The sequence below is a fragment of the Mesorhizobium sp. M8A.F.Ca.ET.021.01.1.1 genome (genome assembly GCF_003998025.1).
Classification (GTDB): Bacteria; Pseudomonadota; Alphaproteobacteria; order Rhizobiales; family Rhizobiaceae; genus Mesorhizobium.
This window is the reverse complement of the sequence record NZ_RZSJ01000072.1, coordinates 1-16,457: the sequence shown is the minus strand read 5'-3', so window position 1 is coordinate 16,457 and position 16,457 is coordinate 1. Positions and strand designations below refer to the sequence as shown.

The following is a 16,457-nucleotide window of genomic DNA, read 5'->3' as shown; positions in this document are numbered from 1 at the left end:
GGGCTGAAGTCGATCCGTATCGAGGATCTCGGTGTGCGATCGGGCGAGATCGTCGGCATCGCCGGTATTTCCGGCAACGGCCAGAAGGAATTTCTGGAAGTGCTGGCCGGTCAGCGTCCGCGCGAGGCCGGCGAGGTGCTGGTGCGCGGCGCCACCTACGCAGCGACGCGGGCCGAGGCGCGCGCGCTCAATGTCCGGCTCATTCCCGAGGAGCCGCTGAAGAATGCTTGCGCGCCGAAAATGACCGTGGCCGAGAACATCTCCTTTCGCACCTTCGACATGGACGGCAATGGCAGACCGGTGAGCTGGATCAATGCCAGTGCGATCCGTGCTTTCAGCGCCAGGCTAGTCGAACAGTTCAAGGTCAAGACCGCATCGCTGTCGTCGCCCATCGCCTCGCTGTCAGGCGGCAATGTGCAGCGCGCGGTGCTGGCGCGCGAACTGACCGGCGGGGTCGATCTGCTGATTGTTTCCAATCCCTGCTTCGGCCTCGACTTCTCGGCCGTGGCCGAAATCCGCGCCCGCATCATGAAGGCGCGCAATGCGGGTGCTGCCGTGTTGCTGATCTCGGAGGACCTCGACGAACTGCTGGAACTGTCGGACCGCATCTTCGTCATGTCGGACGGCGCGCTGGTCTACGAAACGCCGATCGCGCAGGCGAGCGTGCAGACCATCGGCGAACATATGGCGGGACATCATTGATGGCTGAAATCGATGCGCAGCCGTTTGCATTTGCATTCAAGTCCGACACGATGGCGCTGGTGGTCATCGACATGCAGCGCGATTTCGCCGAGCCGGGCGGCTTCGGCGCCAGCCTCGGCAACGATGTCAGCCGGGTCACCGCGATCGTGCCGACGGTGAAGAGACTGATCGAGGGGTTCCGCGCCGCCGGCCTGCCGGTGATCCACACCATGGAGTGCCACAGGGCGGACCTCTCCGACCTGCCGCCGGCCAAGCGCGACCGCGGCAATCCGTCGATCCGAATCGGCGATGTCGGGCCGATGGGCCGCGTGCTGATCGTCGGCGAACCGGGTACGGCGATCCTCGACGAGCTGGCGCCGCTGCCCGGCGAGGTCGTCATCGAGAAGCCGGGCAAAGGCGCCTTCTACGCGACCAGTCTTGATGAGGAACTGAAGCGGCTCGGCGCGCGGCAACTGGTTTTCGCCGGCGTCACCACCGAGGTCTGTGTGCAGACGACGATGCGCGAGGCCAACGATCGCGGTTATGAGTGCCTGCTCGCCGAAGACGCGACGGAAAGTTATTTCCCGGAGTTCAAGGCGGCGGCCATCGCCATGATCCGCGCGCAGGGCGCCATCGTCGGTTGGACGGCGACGACCGATCAGGTGCTGCAGGGACTTGCCGATGGCTAATCTGAGTTTTGCCGGCCTGATCGATGGCGGCTGGCGCGGGCTGGCGTTCGAGCCTTTTCGCGAAGGCATCACGGTGCACTGGCTGCTCAAGGGCGGACCGGTCGAGCCGTCGGTGGCGATCCTCGACTACCAGCCCGGCGCCGGCGTACCGCGCCACCGCCATGTCGGGCTTGAAACCATCGTCGTGCTCGAGGGTACGCAGAGCGACGAGAATGGCGACTATCCCACGGGAAGCGTCATCCTGAACCCGGTCGGGACCGAGCATTCGGTGTGGACCAAGGACGGCTGCGTCGTGCTGATCCAATGGGACCTGCCGGTGATCATTCTGGGGGAGGCCACATGAGCGAGATCCACTTCGACATCGGCGGCCTGCACGCCGCCTATGCGGCCGGCGTCAGCGTCGCTGACATGGTCGATACAGTTCACGCCCGCATCGAGGCGGCGCACGATCCCGGCATCTTCATTCATCTCGCCGGCAAGGCAGAGATGCTGGCGCAGGCGAAACAGCTCGGGCCGTTCGATCCGGTGGCCAAGCCTCTGTGGGGCGTGCCGTTCGCGGTCAAGGACAACATCGATGTCGCCGGCATGCCGACAACCGCCGCCTGCGCCGAATATGCCTACATACCAGACAAGGACGCAACCGTGGTGGCGCGGCTGAAGGCTGTCGGGGCGCTGGTGGTCGGCAAGACCAATCTCGACCAGTTCGCCACCGGTCTGGTCGGTGTGCGCACGCCCTATCCTATCCCGAGGAACGCTGTCGATGCCAGCCTGGTGCCCGGCGGCTCCTCTTCGGGATCCGCCGTTGCGACGGCGCGCGGCATCGTCTCCTTCGCGCTAGGCACCGACACGGCCGGGTCCGGCCGCATCCCCGCCGGTCTCAACAACATCGTCGGGCTGAAGCCGACAGTCGGCGCGCTTTCGGCCGCCGGCGTTGTGCCAGCCTGCCGTACGCTCGACTGCATCTCGGTATTCGCGCTCACCGTAGACGATGCCTACGCAGTGTACGGCGTGGCGGCGGCCAAGGACCCGGCCGATGCCTATTCGCGCGCCATCAAGGTGCCGGCGCTTGCCGCTCGCCCACCCGTGCTGACGGTCGGCGTGCCGCAGAAGGCGGATTTGAAATTCTTCGGCGACGCATCGATGCAGACGGGCTTTGAGGCGGCGCTTGGCTTGCTGGAAAAGCTTGGTTGCCGGCTGGTCGAAATTCCGTTCGCCGATTTCTACGCCACCGCAAATCTTCTCTATGAAGGAGCCTGGGTTGCCGAACGCTACGCGGCGATTCGCGACTTCATGGACGCCAACGAAGCCGCAATGCATCCGGTAACGCGCAAAATCATTGGCGGCGCGCGCGGCCTGTCAGCGGCCGATGCCTTCAACGGCCTCTATGCGCTTCAGGCCTACAAGGCCAAGCTCGCCCCGATCATCGCCTCTGTCGACCTTTTCTGTGTGCCGACGGCACCAACGCATTACGCTCTCCAGGCGGTGCTTGCCGATCCGATCACCACCAACAGTCGGCTCGGTACCTATACAAATTTCGTCAATCTGCTCGATATGTGCGGCATCGCCGTGCCGACCGGCAAGCGCGACGATGGGCTGCCGATGAGCGTGACCCTGCTGGGTATGGTGGGCAAGGATTGGCTCACGGCGTCGCTCGCGCGCGACGTTCATGCCATGAGCGCTCTTCCGCTCGGCGCGACCGGCTGGGCGCAGCCGGGGAGTGCCTTGCCTGGCAACGTTGCACAGGACCAGACGATTGATCTGGTGGTGGTCGGCGCGCATCTGTCGGGGATGCCGCTCAACGGTCAGCTAAGGGACCTAGGCGCCCAATTCTCGAGAGTAACGAAAACCACACCTGCCTACCGGCTCTACGCGCTTGCCGGCCAATCCGTGCCCAAGCCGGGCCTGGTCCGGGTCTCCAGGGATGGAATGCGAATAGACGTCGAGGTCTGGCGGCTGGGTCCGGAGGCGTTCGGACGATTCGTCGCCGCCATCCCCCCACCGCTGGGCGTAGGAACGATCGAACTCGAGGATGGCAGCGCAGCCAAGGGGTTTTTGGTGGAAACCGCCGGCCTGACTGACGCCGCCGATATCTCCGCCTATGGCGGGTGGCGCAGTTTTGTAAGACGCGACCAAGAAAGGGCCAACATTCTCGCGACCTAGAAACGCAGTCTCCGACGATGTCTGCTTCAGGAAACGGCGAAGGTGAACTTAATGACCAAGCGATTCCGAGATCGCAAGGAAGATCGCCGGGGGTAGTTCTGGTCAGAAAGAGGGGTTCGAGTCCACGTTGTGGCCGCCTCTGAAATATCTATCAAAATCAACTACTTGAGTGAGACTTTTGGTGGGCCCGGAGGGACTCGAACCCCCAACCAAGCGGTTATGAGCCGCCGGCTCTAACCATTGAGCTACAGGCCCCACGCGGGCTGGATTAATGTTTTTCGCATCGCCGCACAAGGCTTTACCGGCGGGCTTTCGCAGATCGCCCAAATCAACCCATAATCGCGCTCTACGCGACCCTTGCGACCTGATCGCAGACCAAGGAGATTTTCATGACCAAACATCTTTTGCCCCTCGCGCTCGCCGCTGCAATCGCCTTTCCGGCGATGGCTGGAGCCACCGACCTGCCGACGCCGCCCCGCATCATCGTGTCCGGCGAGGGCGAAGCAACCGTGGCTCCCGATCTGGCGATCCTGACGCTCAGCGTCATGCGCGAAGCCAAGACGGCGCGCGCCGCGCTCGACGCCAACAATGACGCCATGGCCGCCGTGATCGCCGCGATGAAGGCCGCAGGCATCAAGGATCGCGACCTGCAGACCGCGGGCATCCAGATCAACCCCCGCTACAACTACACCAACAAGCCCGACGGCAGCCAGGAGGCCGAACTCATCGCCTATCAGGTGACCAATACGCTTTCGGTGCGCGTGCGCGACGTCGACAAGACAGGCGAGGTCCTCGACAAGGCGGTGTCGCTCGGCGTCAACCAGGGCGGCGGCATCGCCTTCACCAATGACAATCCGGCGGCCACCGTCACCGAGGCGCGCAAGAAGGCTGTCGCCGACGCCACGGCCAAGGCCAGGACGCTGGCCGAGGCGGCCGGCGTCAGCCTCGGCCGGGTGCTCGAGATCACGGATCAGAACATCAGGCCGGCGCCGATGCCGATCAACGCCAAAGCCTTCGACGCCGCGGCCGGGGCAGCGCCGGTGCAGGCCGGCGAGAACGCCTACAATGTCCAGGTCACCGTTACCTTCGAACTGAAGTAACCGGGTTGAGTGGATGGCCGGTCCTGCCGGCCATCGTCCGTCCCTTGGCCCGCATGAAAAACCCCGCGGGATCGCTCCCGCGGGGTTTTTTCGAGCCGCATCCGCCCAATGGGACAGGGGCTCCGCTAGTCCAGACCGACCTTCATGGAAGGTCGTGTCTCCAGGCTGGTCTTCGCAGAAGATCAGCCTCCAGGCCTAAGCCTCAGCGATAGATGACCGGGCAACCGCGCTCGTTGGCGAACACGATGACGACACGGTCGCCGTCCTGACGGCCCATCACCTTGACCACGCGACGGTTGGCATCGACGATGCGGGCTCGGTAGAGGCCCATGCGCTCGGCCTTGTCGAGGGCGCGATCCGGCGAGCAGCCGCGGCGCCAGCCGTCGCGGCGCCAGTCGTCGCGGCGATGCCGATAGCCGTCGTCGCCGGCATAGACGCCGAAGCGCGGATCCTGGTTGTTGCCGAAGCCGAGATAGAGGCTGTCGGCATGGGCGGGGATGGCCGTCAGCGCGCCGAGGCCGACCAGAGCCGAAAGCGCTGCCGTCTTGATGGTGGTGTACATGGTTCTCTCTCCTTGTTGCGGGCTTGCGCCCGTCCTCGTGAAACCGATGGCGGGAGAATGCACTGGCCTGCCTGAACTGTTTACGAACTGCCCGTTCATCTGCGGTTCATCTGGCGCCGGCGGGGCAAAGCCCCGGTCATTTGCAAATCCCTCGCCGGCCAAATCCCTTGCCGGCATTCAAACAATATCCGCGCCAAACGCCTCCCTCGTCCTTGTTCCCGACAGGCAAACTCCTGCCGATGTCCGCGCGTCAGGGCTCGTCGTCGAGCATATAGTCAAAATAGTCTTCCGGCTCGGCAAGGTCGGTCTCGCTGGCCTTGACCCGGCCGCGCATCGAGATGCCGGCCTCATGCACGGTCTCGGCACTGCCCGATACCAACCGGTGCCACCAGTAGAGGTCGCGGCCCTCGGCCACCAGCCGGTAGGCGCAGGTGCTGGGCAGCCAGCTGATGGTGCGCACATTCTGCGGCGTCAGCCCGACGCAATCGGGAACGCGCGCCAGTCGGTTGGCATAGTCGGCACAGCGGCAGCTTTCGGCGTCGAACAGCCGGCAGCCGACGCTGGTCCAGTAGATTTCGCCGGTGTCTTCGTCCTCGAGCTTCGACAGGCAGCACTTGCCGCAGCCGTCGCAGAGCGATTCCCACTCCGTGGGGCTCATCTCTTCCAGCGTCTTGGTTTTCCAGAACGGCGTTTCCATTTCCGGCATGTGGCCCCAGCCGACGCCGAGGTCAAGCGCTGCAAGAGCGGGAAATGGCGCGGTAACTCGTTCGAATGACACGAATTTGCCTTCAAAAGGCCGGCCAATAGCCCCGTACGGCCCCTAACGATGCGCCGCTGGAACCAATTTCGTTAAAAGCGGTTTCGGCAAGGATGGGACCCCACAAGGAGAATTTCGATGAAACGCCAACCACGGATTCTGGCAGGCACAGCCCTTGGCCTGTTGATGGCATCCGCGCCGTTAGGCGCGTCCCCGCTCCAGGGGACAGCCGCGTTCGGCCCCATGCAGCGCGGCGCGACGCCGCTGATCATCCTGGCGCAGGACACGCCCACCGATCAGGGGCAGAGCGACCAGGAACAGCTGCGCAAGAAGAAGCGCGAGCAGCAGCAGCAGACGGAGTCCGCTCCCGCCGCCGAGAAGCCCGCCCCCGCGGCCGAAGAACAGCAGCCGCGCAAGAAGAAGCGCGACCAGCAGCAGCAGGCTGAGCAGGCACCGGCCGGCGAGGCAGCGCCCGCCACCGACGAGCAGCAGCCGCGCAGGAAGAAGCGCGACCAGCAGCAGCAGGCCGAGCAGGCGCCCGCCGGCGAGGCAGCGCCCGCCACCGACGAGCAGCAGCCGCGCAGGAAGAAGCGCGACCAGCAGCAGCAGACCCAACAGGCGCCCGCCGGCGAGGCAGCGCCCGCCACCGACGAGCAGCAGCCGCGCAAGAAGAAGCGCGACCAGCAGCAGCAGACCGAACAGGCGCCCGCCGGCGAGGCAGCGCCCGCCAACGACAACCAGCCGGTCAAGCCCGGCAGGAAACACAAGCAGGATCAGCAGAAAGAGGCGCCGGCCGCCGTGCCGGAGACCGCCCCGACGCCCAAGGAAGCTCCTGCCGGCGAAGCGACGCCGAAGGTTGAACCGGCCCCCGCCGGCGAGCAGCCTGCCGCCCAGGGCGAGCAGTCGCAGGACAAGACGAAGAAACACGGCAGGAAACCGGCTGGCGAACCGCCGGCGACCGGTGAGCAGCCTGCGACCGGCGAACAGCCGCTGACCGGCAAACAGCCCGCCACCGGCGAACAGCCGGCGACGGGAGAGCAGCCCGCCACCGGCGGGAAGGCCGCGCCTGTCCAGGGCGAAAACCCCGTTCAGGGGGAAGCACCCGCCGACAAGAACGCCGCCCCCATCCTCGACAGCCAGAAGGATGCCAAGCGCAAGGGTCGCGGCGAGAATGGCCAGGGCGGCCGCAAGCCCGCCAACCAGAATGGCGAAGAGCAGAATGGTGGGCAGCAAAATGGCGGGCAGAATGCCCAGCAGGGCGGTGACCAGGGCCGCAAGCCGGTAGTGGCGCCGGTGGATCAGGGTCCGCCCCCAACGGACGATAGGACCGCCCAGGAGGCGATCAAGCCCGAAAAGATCGCGCCTGTGACTCAGGAGCAGGGCAAGCGCCTCGAGCGCGCGCCTGACGAGGACATTCGTGATCGCCGCCGGCCCGAGGGCGTCGACGTGCTCAAGGAGATCGGTGACCGGGTCATCATCCAGTTCAACGATCAGACGTTCGTCCAGAGCAATGATCGCCCACGCCTGACCCGCGGCGCCAAGGACGTCTACTACGAGGACCTGCCGCAGGGCCGCACGCGCGAGACGGTCGAGCGCGACAATGGCTTCCGGATCGTCACCATCCGCAACCGCTACGGCGACATTCTGCAGCGGTCGCGCATCGCGCCCGACGGTCGCGAATATGTGCTGAGCTATGTCGACGAGCGCAGCTACCAGGACGAAAACGACTGGCGCGATCCCGGCGATGACCTGCCGCCGATGCGGCTGACCATCCCGCGCCGGGATTACATTCTCGATTCCGAGGATGTCGAAAGCGACGACGACTATTATACCTTCCTCGAACAGCCGCCGGTGGAGAAGGTGCAGCGCCTCTATTCGATCAACGAGGTCAAGCGTTCGGCCCGCGTGCGTGACATTGCTCGGCGCATTGACCTCGACACGCTGAACTTCGAATTCGGCTCTTCTTCGATCTCCGACACCGAGGTGCAGAAACTGGAGGGCGTCGCCAACGCCATGGAGAAACTGCTGAAGAAGAACCCAGCCGAGACCTTCCTGATCGAGGGCCATACCGACGCCGTCGGAACGCCGGAGGCGAACCTTGCACTGTCGGATCGCCGTGCCGAAGCGGTTGCGGAAGCGCTGACCAATGCCTTCGGCATCCCGCCCGAGAATCTGACGACACAGGGTTATGGCGAGGAGTATCTGAAGGTCGACACCTCGGCGCCCAACCGCGAGAACAGGCGCGTCGCCATCCGTCGCATCACCTCGCTGGTGGCGCCGGTGGCGAGCAACAATTGACCTGCGTTTCCAGCGCCTTCCGGTGATTTCTGGAATCAGGTCGGCAATAGCAGCTCATCCCGGTCACCGGGATGGGCTGGAACTGGCAGCAGCGCTGCCGGGTCAACAAGAATTGTACAGCCCTTGGAGCCGGCTCATTGAATCACCGGGCTTCGAACCCCAGATTCTGCACTGGGCGTTCCCTGCCCCGTCCCGACTCCAGCGGGACGCATCGAGCCCCGCCGGCCCTCTCCGGCGGGGTTTTTGCTTCAAGCCCATCTAACGATGGTCTGGTGGCCGAATACGCTGCCAACGCCGGCTGAGGGGCCTGAGCAAGGCAGGCGTGAATGAGAGACCGCGCTCCAATGCTTGTCAACTTTCCGACGAATTGATACCATCTATTGGTATCGGAGATTGATGATGCCCAAGAACACGTCCATCACATTGGGTGATCAGTACGACGCCTTTATCCAGCGACAGATCGCGAGCGGCCGCTTCGGCTCAGCCAGCGAAGCCGTTCGCGCAGGCCTGCGTCTTTTGGAAGAACAGGAACTGAAGCTTGAGCAGCTTCGGGCTGCTATTGATGAGGGGGACAACTCTGGCGATCCCGAGCCATTCGACATCGAGGCTTTTCTCAAGTCCAAGAAACACCGGTGAAGCGGACCGTCCGGTTTTCGCCGAAGGCGAAAGCAGACCTGGACGCCATATGGGACCATTCCTTAGGTGAATGGGGCGCGGAGCGAGCGGAGGCGTATATCCGCACCATCCACTCCGTGGTCAAACTTATAGATCAATTCCCAACGATCGCGAGAAGCGCCTCGAATATCCGTCCGGATTTGTTGAAGTATGCCGTCGGGTCACACGTGGTGTTTCTGCGAATGGGCCAGGGATCCATCAACGTCGTACGCATTTTGCATCAGCGCATGGACTATCCCAGGCATTTCTAGAAGGCTGTCCTGATCTTCGTATCGGAATTCGCAAACACCTCGTCCGGCACAAAGAAATCTCCCGCCAGCGGTCCGGTAGCCCCGGGCGCATAGACCGAGAAATCGTTGACGCCCTCGGCGCGCAGCACCTCCTCGTCGATGTAGAAATTGCCTGTTGCCTCGCGCGACGGCCGCATGAAGATCGCATGCGCGGCGTCGGCCATGATATCGGGCGAGCGGCTCATCGCCGCCACGGTCGCCCCGCCCAGGAGATTGCGCACCGCCGCCGTGTCGATGGTCGAGATCGGCCACAGCGAATTGACCGCGATGCCATCCCTGGCGAATTCCGCGCTCATGCCCAGCGTGCACATCGACATGCCGAACTTGGCCATGGTGTAGGCGACGTGGTTCTTGAACCATTTGGCCTTCATGTCGAGCGGCGGCGCCAGATTCAGGATGTGAGGGTTTTTGGCCAACTTCAGGTGCGGAATGCATGTTTTGGACACGAGGAAGGTGCCGCGCGTGTTGATCTGATGCATCAGATCGTAGCGCTTCATGTCGGTTTCCAGCGTGCCTGTGAGCTGGATGGCGCTCGCATTGTTGACGCAGATATCGATGCCGCCGAATTTCTCGACGGTTTTGGCGACCGCGTCGGCCACCTGCGCTTCCTCGCGAATGTCGCACAGCACCGGGAGCGCCTTGCCGCCCGCCTGCTCGATCTCTTGCGCCGCGCTGTAAATCGTGCCCGGCAGCTTCGGATGCGGCTCGGCGGTCTTGGCCGCGATCGTCACATTGGCGCCATCGCGCGCGGCGCGCAGCGCGATCGCCAGCCCGATGCCGCGCGACCCGCCGGAGATAAACAGCGTCTTTCCCTCGAGCGACATTTTCTTCGCCTCCCTGCAACTTTTCGTCGGCGCGATCCTTGCCCGCGCCGCGGCGGGATACAAGAGCTTGCGACAGGAAGCCATGGTGACGCTGCGGAGGCCGATGGCACCCGGCGGGCTGAATTTCGGTGACTGCATTGCCTACGCCACGGCAAGGCTCGAAGCCATGCCATTGCTTTTCAAGGGCGATAACCTTCGACTGACCGATATCGAAACGGCCGTCTGAGCAATATCAGACCAGCACCAGCCCCTGACGCATCGCAATGGCGATGGCATCCGTACGATTGGCGGCGCCGAGCTTGATCAGGATCGCGGCGACATGGAACTTCGCCGTGTGCACGGAGATGTTGAGCCGCCGCGCGATCACCTTGTTGGGCGCCCCTTCGGCAAGCAGCGCCAGCACTTCCGCCTCGCGCGGGGACAGCGCTGGCCGGGCGGCGTGCTCGTCCAAAACTTCGTCCTCGAACGGCTCGCCTGCGTGGAAATCCTCGCGATGTCCGGGCGCGCGGCCATTGCCCGATATGCTGTACCCAGCGGCGGCCAACCGCGCCGCCGCGGCGATCAACAGGTCGTCCGCGCCGGCGGGCATGACGGCAGACACCGCGCCGGCAGGCCGCTCTGCGCTGGCGCGCGCCGAGAGCAGCACCCGTGGCACCGAGGTCGGCACGGCATCACCGCTCCTGTCGTCGACGACCGCAACGTCGGCCCTGCCGCCGCCAACGACCACCGGCAACAGGTCGTCGCTGGCGGCAAGCGATGCCGCCAGGCGCTCGGCGCGCCCGGCATCGGCAAGCGCAATCAGCACTACCAGCCGCCGCGAAGCCGCGCTGTCGGTCTCGATCCGGTCGCTGGCGAGTGTTTCCATCGATCCTCTCAGCTCAGCGGCTTTTCGCCGATGGTCAGCGCGACGTCGCGCTGCTCGCCGCCGCGCACGACACCCAACGTCACCGAAGCGCCCGCGCTGTCGGGCCCGAGCCGGCGGATAAGGTCGCGCGGACCATGCACGGCCTCGCCGTTCCACGCCACGATGATGTCACCGAGCGAGAGGCCGGCGGCCTTGGCCGGGCCATTGTCGTCGAGGCTCATCACCATTGCGCCATGCGCGTCGCGGTCGCGAACCGGATGCAGGCCGGCGCCGAGATAGCCGCGCGCGACATGGCCCTTTTCGCGCAAGGTGGCGACGGCCCGTTCGATCGTCTCGTACGGCATGACCAGCGCGCGCCCGCGCGGCCCGAACAGCAGCATGCCGATCAGCGCGCCCTTGGCGTCGAGCACCGGGCCGCCCTCGAAGCGGCCGCCGGCGCCGACGGCCAGATTGATGCGCCGGTCGATGGCGCCGCCGCGCATCGAGCGCCAGGCCGGACCAACCTCGCCGACCGCGCCGGACACAGCCAGTGCCGAACCCTGGCTGTTGCCGATGGCAATGGCGATGTTGCCCGGCCGAACGGCATCGGCCTTGGCAAGGGCAGGCGCGTTGGCCGCATCCGCCGGCTTCATCAGGGCGACGCCCGTCGAAGGATCGCGACCGACCAGCTCGGCCTTCACTGTCTCGCCCGAAGCCAGCGTCAGTTCGATCTCCTCGCCGGCCTCGACGGCTTCCTCGGCGGTGACGAAATAACCGTCCCTCCAATGGAAGGCACTGGCCGTGCGGTGATGATGGGTGGTGAAGCTCGCCGTTGCGGGGGCGGCCTTGGCGGCCAGATCGGCGATGGCGTCTGAAAACGCGCTCAGATTGAAGTCGCTCATAAGGGTCTCCTGGGTTTCTTGCATGTCCCAGATATCGCTCGACGGCGCGCCTGCAGGTACTCGCCTGACGGCTAGTTACGGGTTCGACTGGCCATCTGGTCAGGTCGCGGCGGTTCGGGCCCCTCCGCACATATAGTCACGAAAAAGCCTGAAAACACGGAACCCAACCGATGGCCCTCGCCGCCCCCAAAATCCAATCCGATAACACCTTGCTCGACGCCTATTCCGAAACAGTAGCCGACGCCGTCGACCGCATCGGCCCGGCGGTCTGCCGCATCGAGCGCATCGGCGGCCCGGGCGGCCATGGCTCGGGCTTCGTCATCGCGCCGGACGGCTTGGTCGTCACCAATTTCCATGTCGTCGGCGATGCCAAGACGGTGCGCGTCTCGATGCCGGACGGCGCTTCCAGCGAGGGCCGCGTGCTCGGCCGCGACCCTGACACCGACATCGCCCTGGTGCGCGCCGACGGCAGCTTCGCCGATGTGGCGCCGCTCGGCGATTCCAAGCGGCTGCGGCGCGGCCAGATCGCGATCGCCATAGGCAATCCGCTGGGCTTCGAATGGACCGTCACGTCAGGCGTCGTCTCGGCGCTCGGCCGCTCGATGCGCGCTTCGACCGGCAGGCTGATCGACGACGTCATCCAGACCGATGCGGCGCTCAACCCCGGCAATTCCGGTGGGCCGCTGGTGTCGTCGGCGGGCGAAGTGATCGGCGTCAACCCCGCCATGATCCACGGCGCGCAAGGCATTGCCTTCGCCGTCGCCTCCAACACCGCCAGGTTCGTCATCTCCGAGATCATCCGCTTCGGCCGCGTGCGCCGCGCCTTCATCGGCATCTCCGCCGACACCGTCAATTTGCCGCGCCGCGCAGCACTCTTGTCGCAGGTGTCGACCAGCACGGCCGTACGGCTGCGCAGTGTCGAGAAGGACGGCCCGGCGGCCAAGGCGGGTCTCAAGGAAGGCGACATCATCGCCGCCATTGACGGACGACCGGTCACCGGCGCCGACGACCTCGTGCGCATGCTCGACGCCGAGCGCATCGGCCGCGAGACCCAGTGCACCGTGGTGCGCCGCACCGGCGTCAGCCGGGTGGCGGTGACACCGGTGGCAAGGGCGAGCTGAGGCGGCCGCTCAAGCCCCCGCCGCGCCTTCCGCATACTGCGCCAGGAACTCCTCGCTGGGCGGGATCGGCTTGATGACGTCGATCAGCACGCCGTTGGGGTCTTTGGTGATGAAATGGCGCTGGCCGAAGGGCTCGTCGCGCAGCGTGCGCAGGATCGGCAGGCCGGCAGCAAGGATCCGCTCATAGACCGCATCGGGATCCCTGACCTCGAAATTGATCAGCAGGCCCGAGGTCCGCCCTCGCCCCTCCTCCGGGATCGTCTCGTGGTCGCCCTGGACGATGCCGAGGTTCACTCTGCTGTTGTCCACCGATCGCAGGTGCACGTACCAGTTGCTCGTAAACAGGGCCCGGAAGTCGAAATGCTCGACATAGAAGGCCGCCGTGCCGGCGACATCGCCGGTCATCAGCACCGGATAGTAGCTCGTCGTCTTCATCTTTCCTTCTCCCGTCAATTAACATACAGTCTGCATGTAAATTCGATTAACATACAGGCTGCATGTATGCAACAGGAATCCGGACGCCGCTCGAACCGCGACCGCACCGAGGCGACACGCGCCGACCTGATCGCGGCGGCGCGCAAACTGTTTACGGAGAAGTCCTATGCCGAGACCGGCACGCCGGAGATCGTCGCCGCCGCCGGCGTGACGCGCGGCGCGCTCTACCACCACTTTGCCGACAAGCAGGCGCTATTCGCCGCCGTGGTCGAACAGGAGGCCGCGGCGGTGGCGAAAGAGATCGACCGCGCCTCCCCGCCTTCGCTCAGCCCCCGCGATGCGCTGATTGCCGGGTCAGAAGCCTATCTCACCGCCATGCGCGCGCCCGGCCGCACGCGGCTCTTGCTGCTCGACGGCCCGGCCGTACTCGGCCGTGCCGCCATGGATGCCATCGATAACCGCCACGGCAACCGCTCGCTGCGCGAAGGCCTTGTCGCGGCCATGCGCGCACGATCGATGACAAAGCTGCCGGCGGAGGCGCTGACAGCCCTGCTCGGCTCGGCTTTCGATCGGGCGGCGCTCGCCATCGAGGCGGGCGCATCAGCCGAGGACTACCGCGCCGTCCTTATGGCGCTGATCGACGGACTGTCGCGCGCCTGAAGTTGGTTCCTGGTCAGCTCGGTGTTCGCGAGTAAAGCCCCTCTCAGACCGGCAACCCGAGCTGCTTTCGCAGGCTCTTGTCGAATGCGGTCGCGGGGACGAAACGGCGCAGGAGACTGACCTGGCGCGCCATCTTTCCCGCCGTATAGCGCCTCTTCGGAGCGGGATCGGTGGCCGCTTTCAAGACCGTCGCCGCCACCGCTTCGGGCGCATCGCCGTTTTCCATCGATTTCCGCACGGCTAGGGTCATGCCGGCGCGCGCGGAGTCATAGATATCAAGCACCTGATCGGGAGCAGCGAGATTCTCCTCGAACGAGGTGCGTGTATAGGCGGGCTCGACCAATGCAACGCGAATGCCGAACGGGCGCAGTTCGTGGTCGAGTGATTCGGAATAGCCCTCGATGGCATGTTTGGTCGACGCATAAAGCGCGAAATAGGGAGCCGGGATGAACCCTTGTACCGAACTCAAATTGACGATCCTGCCCTTTCCCTGGCGCCGCATTGCCGGCAGCACCGCATTGGTCACGCGCAACACGCCGAAGACGTTCACGTCGAACAGTGCCTGGGCCTGCGCGGTCGAGGACTCCTCCGCGCCGCCAAACAGACCCATCCCGGCATTGTTGACAAGCAGGTCGATGCGTCCGGCCTTGGCCAGAACGTCATCGACCAGTTTCGCCACGGACGCGTCATCGGTCACGTCGCAGGTCAGCATGGTGACGCCGTCGGTCCTCTCGCCCGCCTCGCGACGGCTGGTTCCGAACACGCGAAAGCCCGCCTCGAGCAGGGCCTTGGCCGTTGCGTGCCCGATGCCGGAGGACGCCCCGGTGACCAGGGCGACGCCGAGATTGGTTTTGTTCATGGAAATTCTTTCTTAGGCCAGGGTTGCGTTTCGAAAATGTGGCCCGCTGGTCGTCCAGGGCCAGCGGCTCATCAGCGGCCGCTCCGGCGGTCGTACCGGCTGGCTAGTCCGTCCAGCGCCGGAACAACGCGCTGGCGTTAACCCCGCCAAAGCCGAAGCCATTGGAGATCGCGTAGTCCATCTCCATTGGCCGGGCGTGGTTTGCGACGAAGTCGATCCCGTCGCCGGCCGGATCGGGGGCGCTCAGATTGAGCGTCGGCGGTGCGACCTGGTCCCTGAGCGCCAGCACCGTGAAGATGGCCCCCAGCCCGCCGGCGGCTCCGAGCAGATGTCCGGTCGCCGACTTCGTTGCGCTGACCGCTATGCCGAAGTCCGCGCCGAAGACCCTTTTAATCGCCTCGATCTCTCCCGCATCGCCGACCGGCGTGGAGGTCGCGTGCGCGTTGAGATGGCGGACTTCCCGTGCCGAAATGCCGGCTTGGGCGATCGCGATCTCCATGGCTCGGCGCGCACCGTCGCCATCCTCGGGTCCGGACGTGATGTGATAAGCATCCGCCGTCGTGCCGTAGCCGACGAGCTCGGCCAGCGGCTTGGCGCCGCGCGCAAGCGCATGGCTCAAGGACTCGACGACCAGGATTCCGGCTCCTTCGCCCATGACGAAGCCGTCTCGCAGCATGTCGAACGGACGGGACGCCTGATCGGGACGGTGATTGAAGGAGGTCGAAAGGGAGCGTGCCGCGGCAAAGCCGCCGAGGCTGACCGCATTCATGCAGGCTTCCGTTCCGCCGCAGACCGCGATGTCGGCCTCATTGGCGCGGATGAGACGCGCCGCATCGCCGATCGCCTGGATGCCGGCCGCGCAGGCCGTCACCGGAGCGCCGAGCGGACCCTTGAACCCGTGTCGGATCGAAATTTGTCCCGCTGCCATGTTCACCAGGAAAGATGGCACGGTGAACGGTGAGAGACGCCGAACACCGCGCTGGTCGACGGTTCGCACGGCTTCGGTTATCGCGGGAAATCCTCCGACACCCGAAGCGATGATCGTCGCGGTGCGAGCCCTGTCATCGTCCGAGACCGGCTTCCACCCCGCCTGGGCCAGCGCCTCTTCCGCCGCCGCCAGTGCAAAGACAATGAAGCGGTCCGCCCTGCGCTGTTCCTTCGGGGCCAGGACGGTGTCTGGATCGAAGCCGGCTTCGGGGTCTTCCTGCAACGAGGGAACCGTTCCGCCGACCTTCGCCGGCAGGTCTCCCACCATTTCGGCCGGCAGGCTCCTTATGCCCGAGCGGCCAGCCAGGAGCCGGGACCAGGACGTCGCCACGCTGGCCCCAAGAGGGCTGACTGCTCCCATGCCTGTAATAACGATCCGACGCATCTCTACTCCAGCTGTCATTCTGCTTGATCCGTTCGCGTGATGGCGCAGCGCGGGCGCCCGGTCGCGATAACCGCCTCTATTCCTGCGCGGCCGCAATTCGCCTGACTTCGCCGGCGGCGGCATCGAGAAAACCCTGCGACATCTCTTCATCCTTGAGGATACGGGAGATCGTCACGGCACCCACCATCAGAGACAGCATCGCCATCGCCTTGCGATGGGTTTTTGGAC

The 16,457-nt window shown here is 65.2% G+C and carries 19 protein-coding genes, 1 tRNA gene and 1 pseudogene; 11 read left to right on the top strand and 10 right to left on the bottom strand.

Going from position 1 to position 16,457, the window contains the following annotated elements; translation table 11 throughout:
- From EOA36_RS08865 to atzF, 4 genes are all read left to right on the top strand, one after another.
- Positions 1–702, top strand: a 702-nt coding sequence (locus EOA36_RS08865) for an ATP-binding cassette domain-containing protein (protein WP_127276918.1), incomplete at its 5' end; no start/stop codon positions are given.
- The gene (locus EOA36_RS08860; RefSeq protein ID WP_127276916.1) at positions 702–1,370 is read left to right on the top strand and encodes a cysteine hydrolase; all 669 of its coding nucleotides are present in this window, start codon (positions 702–704) and stop codon (positions 1,368–1,370) included. The genes EOA36_RS08865 and EOA36_RS08860, both read left to right, overlap by 1 nt.
- On the top strand, positions 1,363–1,713 hold the full coding sequence (locus tag EOA36_RS08855; protein ID WP_127276914.1) for a cupin domain-containing protein: 351 nt from the start codon (positions 1,363–1,365) through the stop codon (positions 1,711–1,713). The genes EOA36_RS08860 and EOA36_RS08855 overlap by 8 nt, the downstream gene beginning before the upstream one ends.
- The gene (gene atzF / locus EOA36_RS08850; protein WP_127276912.1) at positions 1,710–3,530 is read left to right on the top strand and encodes an allophanate hydrolase; all 1,821 of its coding nucleotides are present in this window, start codon (positions 1,710–1,712) and stop codon (positions 3,528–3,530) included. The genes EOA36_RS08855 and atzF overlap by 4 nt, the downstream gene beginning before the upstream one ends.
- 179 nt (positions 3,531–3,709) lie before the next feature.
- Here the strand turns inward: atzF and EOA36_RS08845 are convergent.
- Positions 3,710–3,785 (bottom strand) — tRNA-Ile (locus EOA36_RS08845).
- 134 nt (positions 3,786–3,919) lie between these two features.
- Here EOA36_RS08845 and EOA36_RS08840 point away from each other — a divergent pair.
- Positions 3,920–4,630: an SIMPL domain-containing protein gene (locus tag EOA36_RS08840; protein WP_127276910.1), complete on the top strand. Its 711-nt coding sequence runs from the start codon at positions 3,920–3,922 to the stop codon at positions 4,628–4,630.
- 202 nt (positions 4,631–4,832) lie between these two features.
- On the opposite strand, the gene EOA36_RS08835 is transcribed toward EOA36_RS08840, so the two are convergent.
- The gene (locus EOA36_RS08835; protein ID WP_127276908.1) at positions 4,833–5,192 is read right to left on the bottom strand and encodes a hypothetical protein; all 360 of its coding nucleotides are present in this window, start codon (positions 5,190–5,192) and stop codon (positions 4,833–4,835) included.
- Positions 5,193–5,442: 250 nt separating this feature from the next.
- Positions 5,443–5,889, bottom strand: coding sequence for a YcgN family cysteine cluster protein (locus tag EOA36_RS08830; protein WP_127276920.1), 447 nt, complete (start codon positions 5,887–5,889; stop codon positions 5,443–5,445).
- Positions 5,890–6,087: 198 nt separating this feature from the next.
- On the opposite strand from EOA36_RS08830, the gene EOA36_RS08825 reads away from it, so the two are divergent.
- The 3 genes from EOA36_RS08825 (at position 6,088) to EOA36_RS08815 (ending at position 9,173) form a co-directional block, all read left to right on the top strand.
- Positions 6,088–8,247, top strand: coding sequence for an OmpA family protein (locus tag EOA36_RS08825; protein ID WP_127276906.1), 2,160 nt, complete (start codon positions 6,088–6,090; stop codon positions 8,245–8,247).
- A 396-nt stretch (positions 8,248–8,643) separates the two neighbouring features.
- A complete protein-coding gene (locus tag EOA36_RS08820) occupies positions 8,644–8,883 on the top strand; it encodes a type II toxin-antitoxin system ParD family antitoxin (RefSeq protein WP_245464295.1) in 240 nt (79 codons plus the stop codon).
- Complete coding sequence (locus tag EOA36_RS08815) at positions 8,880–9,173, top strand: type II toxin-antitoxin system RelE/ParE family toxin (protein ID WP_127276902.1); 294 nt, start codon at positions 8,880–8,882, stop codon at positions 9,171–9,173. The genes EOA36_RS08820 and EOA36_RS08815 overlap by 4 nt, the downstream gene beginning before the upstream one ends.
- Here EOA36_RS08815 and EOA36_RS08810 read toward each other — a convergent pair.
- Positions 9,170–10,036, bottom strand: a complete 867-nt coding sequence (locus tag EOA36_RS08810) for an NAD(P)-dependent oxidoreductase (RefSeq protein WP_127276900.1) — start codon at positions 10,034–10,036, stop codon at positions 9,170–9,172. The two genes, EOA36_RS08815 and EOA36_RS08810, sit on opposite strands and share 4 nt — an antisense overlap.
- A gap of 67 nt (positions 10,037–10,103) precedes the next feature.
- Here EOA36_RS08810 and EOA36_RS08805 point away from each other — a divergent pair, with 67 nt between their 5' ends.
- Entirely contained in the window at positions 10,104–10,262 is a 159-nt protein-coding gene (locus EOA36_RS08805) for a type II toxin-antitoxin system VapC family toxin (protein ID WP_245464294.1), read from the top strand.
- Between the two features lie 6 nt (positions 10,263–10,268).
- On the opposite strand, the gene EOA36_RS08800 is transcribed toward EOA36_RS08805, so the two are convergent.
- On the bottom strand, positions 10,269–10,901 hold the full coding sequence (locus tag EOA36_RS08800) for a helix-turn-helix transcriptional regulator (protein ID WP_127276898.1): 633 nt from the start codon (positions 10,899–10,901) through the stop codon (positions 10,269–10,271).
- Positions 10,902–10,909: 8 nt separating this feature from the next.
- Positions 10,910–11,782 carry a S1C family serine protease gene (locus EOA36_RS08795; RefSeq protein ID WP_127276896.1) on the bottom strand — a complete coding sequence of 291 codons (873 nt, stop codon included), beginning with the start codon at positions 11,780–11,782 and terminating at the stop codon, positions 10,910–10,912.
- A 170-nt stretch (positions 11,783–11,952) separates the two neighbouring features.
- On the opposite strand from EOA36_RS08795, the gene EOA36_RS08790 reads away from it, so the two are divergent.
- Positions 11,953–12,903 (top strand): trypsin-like peptidase domain-containing protein, encoded by a 951-nt coding sequence (locus tag EOA36_RS08790; protein WP_127276894.1) that lies wholly within the window; start codon positions 11,953–11,955, stop codon positions 12,901–12,903.
- Positions 12,904–12,912: 9 nt separating this feature from the next.
- Here EOA36_RS08790 and EOA36_RS08785 read toward each other — a convergent pair whose 3' ends face one another.
- Positions 12,913–13,338 carry a VOC family protein gene (locus EOA36_RS08785; RefSeq protein ID WP_127276892.1) on the bottom strand — a complete coding sequence of 142 codons (426 nt, stop codon included), beginning with the start codon at positions 13,336–13,338 and terminating at the stop codon, positions 12,913–12,915.
- A gap of 66 nt (positions 13,339–13,404) precedes the next feature.
- Between EOA36_RS08785 and EOA36_RS08780 the strand changes: the two genes are divergently transcribed.
- Positions 13,405–13,998, top strand: a complete 594-nt coding sequence (locus EOA36_RS08780; RefSeq protein ID WP_127276890.1) for a TetR/AcrR family transcriptional regulator — start codon at positions 13,405–13,407, stop codon at positions 13,996–13,998.
- A 43-nt stretch (positions 13,999–14,041) separates the two neighbouring features.
- Here EOA36_RS08780 and EOA36_RS08775 read toward each other — a convergent pair whose 3' ends face one another.
- The 3 genes and pseudogenes from EOA36_RS08775 to EOA36_RS38150 form a co-directional block, all read right to left on the bottom strand.
- Complete coding sequence (locus EOA36_RS08775; RefSeq protein ID WP_127276888.1) at positions 14,042–14,857, bottom strand: oxidoreductase; 816 nt, start codon at positions 14,855–14,857, stop codon at positions 14,042–14,044.
- Positions 14,858–14,960: 103 nt separating this feature from the next.
- Entirely contained in the window at positions 14,961–16,229 is a 1,269-nt protein-coding gene (fabF, locus tag EOA36_RS08770; protein ID WP_127276886.1) for a beta-ketoacyl-ACP synthase II, read from the bottom strand.
- A 76-nt stretch (positions 16,230–16,305) separates the two neighbouring features.
- Positions 16,306–16,457: pseudogene (locus EOA36_RS38150) on the bottom strand (TetR/AcrR family transcriptional regulator); the annotation flags it as partial.

Bases quoted from the DNA above. Each gene is read 5' to 3' on its own strand.
- EOA36_RS08860 (WP_127276916.1), top strand. From the start codon at position 702: ATGGCTGAAATCGATGCGCAGCCGTTTGCATTTGCATTCAAGTCCGAC.
- EOA36_RS08855 (WP_127276914.1), top strand. From the start codon at position 1,363: ATGGCTAATCTGAGTTTTGCCGGCCTGATCGATGGCGGCTGGCGCGGG.
- atzF (WP_127276912.1), top strand. From the start codon at position 1,710: ATGAGCGAGATCCACTTCGACATCGGCGGCCTGCACGCCGCCTATGCG.
- EOA36_RS08840 (WP_127276910.1), top strand. From the start codon at position 3,920: ATGACCAAACATCTTTTGCCCCTCGCGCTCGCCGCTGCAATCGCCTTT.
- EOA36_RS08835 (WP_127276908.1), bottom strand. From the start codon at position 5,192: ATGTACACCACCATCAAGACGGCAGCGCTTTCGGCTCTGGTCGGCCTC.
- EOA36_RS08830 (WP_127276920.1), bottom strand. From the start codon at position 5,889: ATGGAAACGCCGTTCTGGAAAACCAAGACGCTGGAAGAGATGAGCCCC.
- EOA36_RS08825 (WP_127276906.1), top strand. From the start codon at position 6,088: ATGAAACGCCAACCACGGATTCTGGCAGGCACAGCCCTTGGCCTGTTG.
- EOA36_RS08820 (WP_245464295.1), top strand. From the start codon at position 8,644: ATGATGCCCAAGAACACGTCCATCACATTGGGTGATCAGTACGACGCC.
- EOA36_RS08810 (WP_127276900.1), bottom strand. From the start codon at position 10,036: ATGTCGCTCGAGGGAAAGACGCTGTTTATCTCCGGCGGGTCGCGCGGC.
- EOA36_RS08800 (WP_127276898.1), bottom strand. From the start codon at position 10,901: ATGGAAACACTCGCCAGCGACCGGATCGAGACCGACAGCGCGGCTTCG.
- EOA36_RS08795 (WP_127276896.1), bottom strand. From the start codon at position 11,782: ATGAGCGACTTCAATCTGAGCGCGTTTTCAGACGCCATCGCCGATCTG.
- EOA36_RS08790 (WP_127276894.1), top strand. From the start codon at position 11,953: ATGGCCCTCGCCGCCCCCAAAATCCAATCCGATAACACCTTGCTCGAC.
- EOA36_RS08785 (WP_127276892.1), bottom strand. From the start codon at position 13,338: ATGAAGACGACGAGCTACTATCCGGTGCTGATGACCGGCGATGTCGCC.
- EOA36_RS08780 (WP_127276890.1), top strand. From the start codon at position 13,405: ATGCAACAGGAATCCGGACGCCGCTCGAACCGCGACCGCACCGAGGCG.
- EOA36_RS08775 (WP_127276888.1), bottom strand. From the start codon at position 14,857: ATGAACAAAACCAATCTCGGCGTCGCCCTGGTCACCGGGGCGTCCTCC.
- fabF (WP_127276886.1), bottom strand. From the start codon at position 16,229: ATGCGTCGGATCGTTATTACAGGCATGGGAGCAGTCAGCCCTCTTGGG.